The following is a 13049-nucleotide window of genomic DNA, read 5'->3' as shown; positions in this document are numbered from 1 at the left end:
CGCCGAAGGGTAGCGGAGCGGGCAGGGCAACCATGGTCAGTAGCCCGATTCCGCTGCCGCGACGGCCTTCTTGCCCTCCGGGGTCGCCGCGAACCAGGTGCCGCCGACGCCCTGGCCCTTCGCGTCGCCGGGCGCCTTGTCCTTGGCGAACCGGTAGAGCGGCCACCCGTTGAGGGTGAGCTGCTGGGCGCCGTCCGCGCGGGTGACGGTGCCCACCAGGGTGCGGTCGATGCCGGTGAGCGACACCTGGCCCGTGCCCGCGAGCGCGGGCGGCCACGCCTTGGCGCAGTCACCGTCGCAAGTGGACTTCGACGGCTTGGCCCTGTCCTTGTCGAACCGGTAGAGGGTGTAGCCCTTGGCGTCGGTGACGATCGTCCCGAGCGAGCCGACCTCCTTGGCGGACAAGCGAACCGCCGCTTGGTCGCCCGCCTTCTTGCCCTCGGGCGTCGCGGCGAACCAGGTGCCGCCGACGCCTTGGCCCTTGGCCTGCCCCGCGGCCTGGTCCTTGGCGAACCGGTACAGCGGCCACCCGTCGAGGGTGAGCTGTCTGGCGCCGTCCGCGCGCTCGACCGTCCCGATGAGACTGTCGTCCACCCCCCTGACGGCGACCTCGGTGTCGCCCGCCAGCGCGGGCGGCCACGCCGTCGCGCACTCGGCGACACAGGTGGACGTCGGCGGCTTCGCCTTGTCCTTGTCGAAGCGGTAGAGCGTGCGGCCGTCCTGGTCGGTGACGACCGTGCCCAGCCCGTCGATCTCGGCCGCGGCGAGCCGCACCTGAGCGACCTCCGTCTCGGTGGTGGGCAGGGCGGACCCGTCGGTGCTTTGGGCCACGCACGCGGTCAGCGCCATCACGCTGAAGACGGCGGACGCGGCGAGAACGGTGGCGCGGGTGCGGTTCATCTGAGACCTCCTGTTGTGGTTGCGACACCACACACACGGGCCCGGACCCGCGCCGGTTCAGCCGTCGCGGGATTTTCGGTCGACGGCGTCGCGGCGACGGATCACCAGATCGGGTGCACGTTTCGCCGGTTCGGCGGCACCAGGGCCGAGCGCAGCCTGCCGACCGGCGAGCGGTCGTAGCCGTGGCCGTAGCTGATCCCCTGCAGATCGGGGCTGACCGCGCGGACCACCCGGAACGGCCCCATGGCCACGTCCGCGCTGGTCACGTCGACCACGGCGACCCGGATGCCCGCCGCGCCCAGCACGTCGGCGAGATCCTCCACCGACACCTCGGGGATCGGCTCGACCAGGTCGCGAAGCTGCGAGGTGCCGCCGCAGCGCAGCCGGTCGAACGCGGCGACCCGGTGCGGCGGGAAGTAGTAGGCGGCGTGGTCGAGCATCTCGCGCACGGCGTCGGCATGGGGCGGCACCGGGTGGGCCCGCTCACGCAGCAGGACGGCCAGGTGCGGCGCGGTCTGAGCCAACTCCACCAGCGCGGTGCGGATCGCGCCCCGCGGCGACCGATCGGCGCCGAGGCCGAGGACGGCCCCGGGCCAGCGTCTGCCGTCGCCGATGGCCAGTGCGGCGGCGGTGGTGCCGTAGGTGCTGGTGGGCAGCAGGTAGACCTCGACGGTCGGCCCCCGCTCGGTCAGCGCGGCGACAATGGCGCGCAAGTCGTCGTCCAGGGTGTCGTCCAGTTCGACGTAGCGCCCCTTCGCCCCGGTGAGCCACGCCGCCATCATCGCGTCCCGCTCGACGAGTTCGAGGGTCGCGCGGGCGGTCGCCGAATCGGCGTCGCCGCCCGCGGCCAGGCCGTTGGAGGTGCCCTGGCAGATCAGGTGCTCGGGGAGCACGGTCAGCGCCAGGTAGCTGAACACCGCGGGCACCCAGACCGGCTGCTCGGTGCCCAGCCACGAGCCCCGCACCCACGGGTGGTCGACGCGCCGGTCGAAGGGGACGAGCCCGAAACCGTCGGCGGCGTACTGCTCGGGTTCGTAGAGGGCGAACTCGCGCGGGTCGAGCACCTCGCCGTCCAGATCGGCGGGCCGCGCCCAGACCAGCCGCGCGGCGTCCGGGATGGACGGCGCGTACCGCTCGATGGCCTCCCCCACCGCGGAGATGATCGCCGTACACCGCGTGGTCCCCTTCCCCCACCCGATCGGCGACGGCACCGGCACCCCGTCGGCACCGAGCCGGTGCGGCGGCGCGGCGCCTGCGACGTAGGGCAGGCCGGGGCCCTCGCCGAGGGGCTGTCGCAGGGTGATCCAGGGGATGACGCCGGTCAGCGGGTCCACCCAGCCCGCGAGGGCTTCGAGCAACTCCGCCGGGTCGTCGCCGGTGGGCAGGCCGACCGTGCCGATGCCGTCCGCGCCGCCGCACACGGCGCAGGTGGGCAGGGGGATCACCCGGTGCCACACGGTCCGCCCCTGCACCACCTCGGCGAGGTGGTCCAACAGCCCCCGGCCACCGTCGCGCAGCAACTCCACCACCCGGTCGACGTCGACCCCGCGAGCCACCCCGTCCCGCCCACCTGCCTGTCCCGCGACTCCCGCCTCGGTCCCGCTTACGGCTCGGGCCACCCCCGGCGACCCACCTTCCACCCCACGACCCGCGCGCTCGACCCCGCGGGGTGCGCCTTCTGGCCCCGGCAACCCGCCGACATCGGTCCGACCCACCACACCCGGCACCCGCGACCCGCCGACCACCTCGGCAGCCGCCCGACCCACCACACCCGGGCCCGGCGGCGCGCCTTCGGTTCCCGGAACCCGACCGTCCGGGGACAACGCCTGGCCACTCGCCGCCGCGGCGGCGAGTCGGCGGGTGCGGGCGCACTCGGCGCAGCCGGGGCGGCCCGGGGTCGCGAGTGGACCGACAAAGGCCGTGGCGCCGTGCAGTTCCACCACCACCGCGGGCAGCCGCGCGGCGCGCGCCCAGCGGGCGAACTCCACGACCTCCACCCGCAGGCCGACCGCCACCCGCACGGCGAGACGAGCGGCGGGGGGCACCGGGCCGCCGTGGATCGCGATCGTGTCGCCGAATTCCGCGCGCAGCCGCTCGCTCAGCGCGGTCGCGATCAACGGGCGGGTCGCGTCGACCGTCCGGTTCACCTCGGCCACCGGCTCAGCCGGCACGTACCGCCCCCATCTCCCGGGCACGACTGTCCGCTTCCCGACCGCCGCGGCCCGCCACCCAGGCACGACCATCCGCCCCCCGGACACCACGGCCCGCCCCACCACCATCACGACCCGCCACCCAGGCACGGCCATCCGCTTCCCGACCACCGCGGCCCACCTCCGGGACACGACCATCCGCCTCCCGGACACCACGGCCCGCCCCACCACCATCGCGACCCGCCACCCAGGCACGGCCATCCGCCACCCAGGCACCACGGCCCGCGTCCCAGGCGTGGCCATCCATCCCCCTGGCACCGTGGCCCATCTCCGGGGGACGACCGTCCGGCTGCCGGGCACCGCGGCCCATCGCCCGCGGGTCGTGCTCGGCCAGGGTGAAATCCGCGGGCGTGGTGATCCCCTTGCGGATCTCCAAGCAGCGTTCCTCATCCCCGCCGACCAGGGACTGGGCGGCGGCGGTCGACCGGCGCGGCGAAACCACCCTGGCCGCCAGCACCTGCCCTGGGTCCCCGGGTCCGGGCATGTCGTCCTCCTCGTCGCGTCGGGCAGCTATGAGGAAAGAGTCGCCTGGGGCTCGGCGGATACATTCCGCCGCAGGTCACATCACATGCGCCAGGAACTCCCCCGTGTAGCTGCCCTCGGTCTTCACCACGTCCTCCGGCGTGCCCTCGGCGATGACGATGCCACCGCCGGAGCCGCCCTCGGGCCCCATGTCCACGATCCAGTCCGATGTCTTGATCACGTCGAGGTTGTGCTCGATGACGATCACCGTGTTTCCCTTGTCCACCAAGCCGTTGATCACGCCGAGCAGCTTGCGGATGTCCTCGAAGTGCAGGCCGGTGGTCGGCTCGTCGAGGATGTAGACCGTCTTGCCGGTCGACCGCTTCTGCAGCTCGCTCGCGAGCTTGACCCGCTGCGCCTCGCCGCCGGACAGGGTCGGCGCGGGCTGGCCGAGTCGCACGTAGCCGAGGCCGACCTCCACCAGCGTCTTGAGGTGCCGGTGGATCGACTTGATCGGCTCGAAGAAGTCCGCGGCCTCCTCGATCGGCATGTCGAGGATCTCGGCGATCGTCTTGCCCTTGTAGTGCACCTCCAGCGTCTCCCGGTTGTACCGGGCGCCCTTGCACACCTCGCAGGGCACGTAGACGTCCGGCAGGAAGTTCATCTCGATCTTGATGGTGCCGTCGCCCGCGCACGCCTCGCAGCGGCCGCCCTTGACGTTGAACGAGAAGCGGCCGGGCAGATAGCCGCGGACCTTCGCCTCGGTGGTCGAGGCGAACAGCTTGCGGACGTGGTCGAACACGCCGGTGTAGGTGGCCGCGTTGGACCGCGGGGTGCGGCCGATGGGCGACTGGTCGACCTGGACGAGCTTGTCCACCTGTTCGAGCCCGCGCACCCTGGTGTGCCGCCCGGGCACCTGGCGGGCGCCGTTGAGCTTGTTCGCCAGCACGGTCGCCAGGATGTCGTTGACCAGCGTCGACTTGCCCGAACCGGACACGCCCGTGACCGCCACCAGGCAGCCCAGCGGGAACGACACGTCGATGCCGCGCAGGTTGTGCTCGCGCGCGCCGACGACGGTGAGCTGGCGCTTCTTGTCCGTGGCCCGGCGCACCGCGGGCAGCGGGATCTCGCTGCGGCCCGCGAGGTAGGCCCCGGTCAGCGACTCCTTGTTCTTCAACAGGTCCTTGAACGTGCCGCTGTGCACGACCCTGCCGCCGTGCTCGCCCGCGCCCGGTCCGATGTCGACCACCCAGTCCGACGAGCGGATGGTGTCCTCGTCGTGCTCGACGACGATCAGCGTGTTGCCGAGGTCGCGCAGCCGCGTCAGGGTCTCGATGAGCCGGTGGTTGTCGCGCTGGTGCAGGCCGATCGAGGGCTCGTCCAGCACGTAGAGCACCCCGACCAGCCCGGAGCCGATCTGCGTGGCCAGCCGGATGCGCTGCGCCTCGCCGCCGGACAGCGTGCCGGACGGGCGGTCGAGGGAGAGGTAGTCGAGGCCGACGTCGAGCAGGAACCGCAGCCGCGCCTGGATCTCGCGCAGCACCGCGCCCGCGATCATGGTCTCGCGCTTGCCGAGGGTGAGGCCGTCGAGGAAGCCCGAGCACTCGCTGATCGACATCGCGGAGACCTCGGCGATCGACCGGTCGCCCTGGTCGCGGTGGGCGAGGGTGACCGCGAGGATCTCCGGTTTGAGCCTGCTGCCCTTGCACTCGGGGCACGGGACCTCGCGCATGTACCCCTCGTACTTCTCCCGCATGTACTCCGAGTCGGTCTGCTCCTGGCGGCGTTCCAGGAACGGGATCACGCCCTCGTAGGCGGCGTAGTACGAGCGCTCCCGGCCGTAGCGGTTCTTGTAGCGGACGTGCACCTGCTCGGCGACGCCGTGCAGCACGGCCTTCTGCGCCTTCGCGGGCAGCCGCCGCCACGGGGTGTCGATCCGAAACCCGATCGTCTCGGCCAGCGCGCCGAGCAGCCGGACGAAGTACTCCGCGGTCTGCCCGCCCGCCCACGGCGCGATGGCGCCGTCGGCCAGGGACAGCTCGTCGTCGGGGACGACCAGCTCCGGGTCGACCTCTTTCTTGACCCCGATGCCGGTGCACACCGGGCAGGCGCCGTAGGGCGAGTTGAAGGAGAACGACCGCGGCTCCAGGTCCTCCACGCCCAACGGGTGGCCGTTGGGGCAGGCCAGGTTCTCGGAGAAGCCGCGCACCCGGTGCGGGTCGCCATCGGGCAGGTCGACGAACTCCAGCTCGACCAGGCCGTCGGCCAGGCGCAGCGCGGTCTCCACCGAGTCGGTGAGCCGCTGCTTGGCGCTCGACTTCACCGCCAGCCGGTCGATGATGACCGCGATCTCGTGCTTCTCCTGCTTCTTCAGCTTGGGCGGCTCGGTCAGCGGATGCACCGTGCCGTCGACCAGGACGCGCGAGTAGCCCTGGCTCTGGAGCTGGGCGAACAGGTCGACGTACTCGCCCTTGCGGCCGCGGATGACCGGCGCGAGCACCTGGAAGCGGACGCCGTTGTCCATCGCGAGCACCTGGTCCACGATCTGCTGTGGCGTCTGCTTGCTGATCGGCTCGCCGCAGGTGGGGCAGTGCGGTTTGCCCGCGCGCGCGTAGAGCAGCCGCAGGTAGTCGTAGACCTCGGTGATCGTGCCGACCGTCGAGCGCGGGTTGCGGCTGGTCGACTTCTGGTCGATCGAGACCGCGGGCGAGAGACCCTCGATGAAGTCGACGTCTGGCTTGTCCATCTGGCCGAGGAACTGGCGGGCGTAGGCCGACAACGACTCGACGTAGCGGCGCTGGCCCTCGGCGAAGATGGTGTCGAACGCGAGGCTGGACTTGCCGGAGCCGGACAGCCCGGTGAACACGATCAGGCTGTCGCGGGGCAGGTCGATGTCCACGCCACGCAGGTTGTGCTCCCGGGCGCCGCGAACGACGAGGCGGTCGGCCACTGAGATCCCTTCGGTAGTGCGCTGAGCTGGGCGGGGGTCGGGCGGTGATGCGTGCTGGCAGGTCCAGGGCAGCGCGTCATCCGGGTGGGTCGCGCGCGACGATGGGTGGCCACGGGGCGGCCACGAGTGGCCGGGGTCCATGCTAAAGCGGGGCACCGACAATTCTCGCGGAGTGCCCGCCGCGATGCACCCGCCAAGTGGTACCCGCTGGTAACGCGGCTCCCCTACGCTGGGTGGCGGGAGCCGCACTGCTCCGTTCACACCAACCCGAGTCGCCAACACAGTCAGGGGTCGGGATGACCTGGTCGAGCACGTCCGCGAACAGCACGGTGAGCCACGGCGACCTGCCCGGCCAGCGTACGTCCGGCGGACCCACCCCCGAAGCGCGCGCCGCCACGGTGCTGGTGCTGGTCGACGAGGCCACGGCGGTCCTCGCCGAGGTGGTGAACGGGTTCCGCGAGGGCGACTGGGCCGCGCCGAGCCTGCTGCCCGGCTGGACCCGCGGCCACGTGGTCAGCCACCTCGCGCGCAACGCCGACGCCCTGGTCAACCTGCTGACCTGGGCGCGGACCGGGATCGAGCACCCCGCGTACCCGAGCCGCGCCGACCGCGACGCGGACATCGACGCCGGGGCGCGGCGGATGGGCCAGATCCAGCGCGAGGACCTGCTGGCCGCGGGCGACCGGTTCCACGCCGAATCCACCCGAATGAGTGACGCCGACTGGGCGGCCAGGATCGTGCACCCCTCCGGCAGGCCGATGTCCGCGGCGGAGATCCCCGAGGCGCGGCTGTTCGAGGTGTGGACGCACCTGGTCGACCTCGACGCGGGCCGGGATTTCGGCGCCGTCATCCCCGCCCACCTGGACCACCTGCTGGACACCGCCCTGCGCGGGGCGCTCGCCCGCACCGACGGCGAACCGCTGCGCCTGCTGGTCGAGCTGCCCGACGGCCGTCAGCGGACTTGGGAGCCCGCCATCGCGACCCACTCCAGTTCCCGCGAGCTGAGCGGGCCCGCCGCCGCCGTGCTGGCGTGGCTGACCGGCCGCGGCGACGCGTCGGGGATCACCGGGACGCCGCCGGAGCTGGGCGCCTGGGGCTGAGCGGGCACCTGGGGCAGGTCGCGGACGGCGTCCACGACCGCCGCGGCCGTGCCGCGCGTCCGCGTCCACAGGTCTGGGGCGGAGACCGTGAGCCAGCGGTGCGCGGGCCGCTCCACCAGGCGCGTCATGCCCCAGCCGAGCGCGATGGCCATCGCCACGCAGGCCACCAGCCTGCCCCACGGGCCGACGCCCGCGTCGAGCAGGAATCTGGCCAGCACGAACCCGAGTTCCTGGTGCACCAGGTAGACGCCGAACGAGATGCCGCCCAGCCAGGTGATCGGCCGCGCCAACCGGCGCAGACCGGGCAGGGTCCAGTCGGGACCGCCCGCGGCGGCCACGATGCCCGCCAGGATCACCCCGAAGGCGATGGTGGACGGGGTGTCGGCGAAGGACGAGTGCGCGTCCTGCGCGATCAGCACGGCACCGGCATAGCAGGCGAGATGCTTGCCGGACAGGCGTTTGCGCGTCCACAGCCAGATCGCGGCGCCCACACCGAACAGCGCCACCCGGTGCAGCGCGAGCCCGTCGAACAGCGACTTCACCCACTGCGCCGCGTCGTCGTGGCGCCACGCGAACCGGATCACCAGCGGCACCACGACGAGTGTCCACAGCAGAATCGGCAGCGCCGGGCCGCGGTGCCTGCCGCGTGGCCAGAGCAGTGCGGCCGCGACGAACGCCATGACCTGCACGGGAAGCGTCCAGTACGAGGCGTCGATCCAGTGGAAGCCCGGCGACCAGGCTTGGACGAGGAACAGGTTCGCGGCCAGGTCGGTGATGTTCGGCACATACCAGCCGAACGCGGGCGCCACGGCCCGCGAGACGCCGTAGGTCACCACGACCGCGAGCAGGTACGCGGGCAGCAGCCGCGCGAGCCGACTCCACAGCCAGCGGCCCGTGTCGCCGCGGCGCACGGTGTGGCAGACGAAGAACGCGGAGATCACCAGCAGCGTGCTCGCGCCGAACTGCAACGGCAGCACGAACGGGTAAGGCCCCAGCTCAGGGTGGTTGATCGGGGACTGGTGGGTGACGTGCTGGACGACCACGGAGTAGACGGCCAGCACGCGCAGGAGGTCCCAACTGATCTTGCGCGGGGACCGTTTCGGGTTAGCTGTCTCAGTGGTCTGCACGAGCTCACAGGTGTCGGCGACAGGGATCGGTTTCAGGTCTCGCTCAGGTAACAGGATAGGTCGCGCGCCGACGGTCCGCTCGCGGAGGTGGAACCGGGGGTGGTCCGGGAGCTACCGTCAGCGACCGTGGACCCAGTCGACGAATACACCGGCCATGTCGAGCCGGGCGGCCCCGCGGCGCGCCGCACCCTGGACGCGCTGACGATCACCAAGGTGTCCGTCGGGCCGATGGACAACAACGCCTACCTGCTGACCTGCCGCGCCACCAGCGAAGCCCTGCTGATCGACGCCGCGAACGACCCGGAGCGGCTCTCCGACGTCATCGGCCACGGCCAGGACCGCCCGACGCTGCGCACCATCGTGACGACGCACCAGCATGGCGACCACTGGCAGGCGCTGGGCGCGATCGCGGGCGCGTTCGGCGCAGGCACCATCGCCCACCCCGCCGACGCCGCGCCCCTGCCCGTCCCCCCGGACCGACTGGTGGAGCACGGGGACACGATCGAGGTGGGTGAGATCACGCTGGAGGTCATCCACCTGCGCGGCCACACGCCGGGTTCGGTGGCGCTGCTCTACCGCGACCCCACCGGCCACCCCCACCTCTTCACCGGCGATTCACTGTTCCCGGGCGGTCCTGGACGAACAACCGATCCCCAGGACTTCACCAGCCTCATGAACGACCTGGAATCCCATGTTTTCGGCGAACTGCCTGATGACACGTGGTTCTACCCCGGCCACGGGGACGACTCGACCTTGGGCGACGAACGCCCCAAGTTGAGCGAGTGGCGCGAGCGTGGCTGGTAGCCACTCATCGAGCGGGCGCCATCGTCAGGAAACCGACGTAGGTGCGGAGGTGTCGGGCGGTCAGGGAATCTCCGTGGGCGACGAGATCGGCGGGGGTGCCGGTGAAGACGACCCGGCCGCCGTCCTGGCCCGCGCCGGGGCCGAGGTCGATGAGCCAGTCGGCGTGGGCCATGACGGCCTGGTGGTGTTCGATGACCACGACGGTGTTCCCGTCGTCCACCAAGCGGTCCAGTAGGGCCAGGAGTTGGTCCACATCGGCGAGGTGCAGGCCGGTGGTCGGCTCGTCCAGGACGTAGGTCGTGGCCTTCTCCGCCATCCTGATGGCCAGCTTGACCCGCTGCCGCTCACCGCCGGACAGGGTGGTGAGCGGCTGGCCCAGTCCGAGGTAACCCAGCCCGACGTCGGCGAGCCGGTCGAGGATGGCGCGGGCGGGCCGGGCGGTGAAGAAGTCGCGGGCCTCGGTGACGGACATGGCCAGGACCTCGCTGATGTCCTTGCCGTGCAGCTTGTGCGTGAGCACCTCGGGGGTGAACCGCTTGCCCTCGCACTCCTCGCACACCGACGCCACCCCGGCCATCATCGCGAGGTCGGTGTAGACGAGGCCGATGCCCTTGCAGTTCGGGCAGGCGCCCTCGGAGTTCGCGCTGAACAGCGCCGCCTTGACGCCGTTGGCCTTGGCGAACGCGGTCCGAATCGGGTCGAGCAACCCGGTGTAGGTGGCCGGGTTGCTGCGCCGCGACCCGCGGATCGGGGACTGGTCGACCACGCTCACGCCGTCGCGGCCGGGCAGCGAGCCGTGGATCAGCGAGCTCTTGCCCGACCCGGCGACGCCCGTGACCACCGTGAGCACCCCGAGCGGGATGTCGACGTCGACGTCCTTGAGGTTGTGCCGGTTGGCGCCCTTGATCGACAACTGGCCCTGGGGCGACCGGACCTTGTCGCGCAGGCGGGCACGGTGGCCGAGGTGCCGCCCGGTGAGCGTGCCGGACGCCCGGAGGCCGGGCACGTCGCCCGCGAAGCACACGTGGCCGCCGGACGGGCCAGCCCCGGGGCCAAGGTCGACCACGTGGTCCGCGATCTCGATCACCTCGGGCTTGTGCTCGACGACGAGCACCGTGTTTCCCTTGTCCCGCAAGAGGACCAGCAGGTTGTTCATCCGCTGGATGTCGTGCGGGTGCAACCCGACCGTCGGTTCATCGAAGACGTAGGTGACATCGGTCAGGCTGGAACCGAGGTGCCGCACCATCTTCACCCGCTGGGCCTCGCCGCCGGACAGCGTGCCGGACTCGCGGTTCAGGCTCAGGTAGCCGAGGCCGATCTCGACCAGTGAGTCGAGGGTGGCGCACAGGGTGGCCAGCAGCGGCGCCGCCGAGGGTTCCTCGATGTCGCGGACGAACTCCGCCAGGTCGCTGATCTGCATGGCCGAGCACTCGGCGATGGTGCGGCCGCCGACCTTGCAGGACAGCGCGGCCGGATTGAGCCGGGCACCCTCGCACGCGGTGCACTCGGCGAACGCCACCGCCCGGTCCACGAACGCCCGGATGTGCGGCTGCATCGACTCGCGGTCCTTGCCGAGGAAGAGCCGCTGCACCTTCACCACGAGGCCCTCGTAGGTGGTGTTCATCTTGCCGATCTTGACCTTGGTGGCGGGCTTGTGCAGCAACGCCTCCCACTGCTCGGGGGTGTAGTCCCGCAGCTTGACGTCGGGGTCGACGAAGCCGGACTGGGTGAATCCCTGCACGTACCAGGCGTCGACGGTGAAGCCGGGGACGGTGATCGCGCCCTCGTTGAGCGAGAGGTCGACGTCCACGAGCTGGTCGACGTCGATCGCCGAGACCCGCCCGAGCCCCTCGCAGTCGGGGCACATGCCCTCGGGGCTGTTGAAGCTGAACGCGAGCGACGACCCGACATGCGGGGTGCCGAGCCTGCTGAACAGGATCCGCAGCATCGTGTGCGCGTCGGTCGCGGTGCCGACGGTGGAGCGCGAGTTGGCGCCCATCCGCTCCTGGTCGACGATGATCGCCGCGCTCAGGTTGTGCAGTGCGTCGACGTCCGGCCTGCCCTGGCTGGGCATGAACGACTGGATGAACGCCGTGTAGGTCTCGTTGATCAGCCGCTGGGACTCCGCGGCGATGGTGCCGAACACGAGCGAGGATTTCCCGGACCCGGAGACGCCGGTGAACACGGTCAGCCTGCGTTTGGGGATGTCGAGGGAGATGTCGGCCAGGTTGTTCTCCCTGGCGCCGCGCACCTGGATCACGTCGTGACTGTCGGCCGCGGACCGCGGACCAGCCGTCATCGGAAACTCTTCCACCCCAGTACCACCCCTTCGGACGCCTTCGGCGAGAGAACCTTAGGCCATCCGAGGTCGGCGCAGCTCCCGCTGGACCCGCTCGATGAACGCGGGCGGGAGTTCTTCCGGGGGCGTGAGGTGGAGCCTGGCCTGCACGGCGAGGGCGTTGCCGGTGAGGTGCGCCTCGGCGTAGCAGGTGACGCCGACCTCCTGCAGCGGCCGGACCAGCGACATCACCTTCAGCGAGGTCTGCCTGGTCAGCTCGCCGATCTCCTGCCCGTCGACGCGGACCGCGACCACGTGGCTGGTCGAGCGGGGCCGGACCCGTTCGGTCACCAGCAGGCTGGCGAACGCCAGCGCCCGGCCTGGCAGGTAGGCCCGGTCCATCAGCGGGCCAAGGACGTCCATGTGCTCGTTCTCGTGGGTGACCTGGAAGAACCGGCCCACCGGGACGAGCAGGTGCGGCGAGTCCTCGTCCACGGTGTTGATCGGCAGCAGGACGGCCGGGTCGGCCAGGTCGAGCGACACACTGGCGATGAAGTCGTCGCGGTCGTGGGACCACCAGAGCCGCGCGCGGCAGGTGGCCGTCCGCCCGGTCCGCGTCACCCGGTCGAGGGCGACGTGGTACTCCCCGGCGACCTCGCGCGGCAGGTAGCCGACGGTTCGGCCCTCGACCACCACCTGCACGGCGTTGCCGTCGTGGCGGTTCTCTGGCTCGCGGCGCAGTTCGGCCGTCGTCTCCCGTTCGCCGGAGGACGCCCGGCCCGCCAGGATCCGCAGCGCGCGGAAGTACTGCGACTCGCCGACCACGTCGCGGTTGAAGTAGCCGCTGCCACGCAACAGGATCTCCGCCGCCCGCGGTTCCGCCGCCGGACCAGCGGCGGCGCCATCCGCGCGGGCGGCGAGCAGACCTTGGCTCAGTTGGGCGAAAGCGGGCTGCTGCGCGCGGGTGAAGTGCAGGTGATAGCTCAGCCCGGTGCGCACCACGAGGTCGAGCCTGCCGTTGCGGAGGAGCCCGGCATCGTGCAGCGAGACCGACGAGACGTCGCCCGCCGCCACGACGAGCCTGCTGATGCCGAGGGCGACCTCGGCCGAGGCGTTGGTGGGCAGGACGACGAGCCGGTGGCCGTCGAACTCGACGGAGATGCCGAAACCGTCCACCGCGCACTCCCCTGCGACCATGGACTTTCCATTGTCCCACCC

General features: G+C 71.6%; 7 protein-coding genes and 1 pseudogene. 2 read left to right on the top strand and 6 right to left on the bottom strand.

The window, feature by feature from the left end:
- Positions 1 to 36 precede the first annotated feature (36 nt).
- The 3 genes from ACT4N7_RS09980 to uvrA form a co-directional block, all read right to left on the bottom strand.
- Positions 37 to 900, bottom strand: coding sequence for a hypothetical protein (locus ACT4N7_RS09980; protein WP_444828351.1), 864 nt, complete (start codon positions 898 to 900; stop codon positions 37 to 39).
- 101 nt (positions 901 to 1001) lie between these two features.
- Positions 1002 to 3071 (bottom strand): YcaO-like family protein, encoded by a 2070-nt coding sequence (locus tag ACT4N7_RS09975; protein ID WP_444828350.1) that lies wholly within the window; start codon positions 3069 to 3071, stop codon positions 1002 to 1004.
- A 598-nt stretch (positions 3072 to 3669) separates the two neighbouring features.
- Positions 3670 to 6522: an excinuclease ABC subunit UvrA gene (uvrA, locus tag ACT4N7_RS09970; protein ID WP_444828349.1), complete on the bottom strand. Its 2853-nt coding sequence runs from the start codon at positions 6520 to 6522 to the stop codon at positions 3670 to 3672.
- Positions 6523 to 6818: 296 nt separating this feature from the next.
- On the opposite strand from uvrA, the pseudogene ACT4N7_RS09965 reads away from it, so the two are divergent.
- Positions 6819 to 7508, top strand: a pseudogene (locus ACT4N7_RS09965) (maleylpyruvate isomerase N-terminal domain-containing protein); the annotation flags it as partial.
- Here ACT4N7_RS09965 and ACT4N7_RS09960 read toward each other — a convergent pair.
- The gene (locus tag ACT4N7_RS09960; protein ID WP_444828348.1) at positions 7475 to 8749 is read right to left on the bottom strand and encodes an acyltransferase family protein; all 1275 of its coding nucleotides are present in this window, start codon (positions 8747 to 8749) and stop codon (positions 7475 to 7477) included. The pseudogene ACT4N7_RS09965 and the gene ACT4N7_RS09960 sit on opposite strands and share 34 nt — an antisense overlap.
- Positions 8750 to 8875: 126 nt before the next feature.
- Here ACT4N7_RS09960 and ACT4N7_RS09955 point away from each other — a divergent pair, with 126 nt between their 5' ends.
- Positions 8876 to 9553, top strand: coding sequence for an MBL fold metallo-hydrolase (locus ACT4N7_RS09955; RefSeq protein WP_444828347.1), 678 nt, complete (start codon positions 8876 to 8878; stop codon positions 9551 to 9553).
- Positions 9554 to 9557: 4 nt separating this feature from the next.
- On the opposite strand, the gene ACT4N7_RS09950 is transcribed toward ACT4N7_RS09955, so the two are convergent.
- Positions 9558 to 11852 carry an ATP-binding cassette domain-containing protein gene (locus tag ACT4N7_RS09950; RefSeq protein WP_444828346.1) on the bottom strand — a complete coding sequence of 765 codons (2295 nt, stop codon included), beginning with the start codon at positions 11850 to 11852 and terminating at the stop codon, positions 9558 to 9560.
- 54 nt (positions 11853 to 11906) lie between these two features.
- On the bottom strand, positions 11907 to 13028 hold the full coding sequence (locus ACT4N7_RS09945; protein WP_444828345.1) for an HIRAN domain-containing protein: 1122 nt from the start codon (positions 13026 to 13028) through the stop codon (positions 11907 to 11909).
- Positions 13029 to 13049: the final 21 nt, after the last annotated feature.

The sequence above is a fragment of the Actinokineospora sp. genome (assembly GCF_052390155.1).
Lineage (GTDB): Bacteria > Actinomycetota > Actinomycetes > Mycobacteriales > Pseudonocardiaceae > Actinokineospora.
Note: the sequence above shows the minus strand (reverse complement) of the source record. Positions and strands in the feature narration are given on the sequence as shown.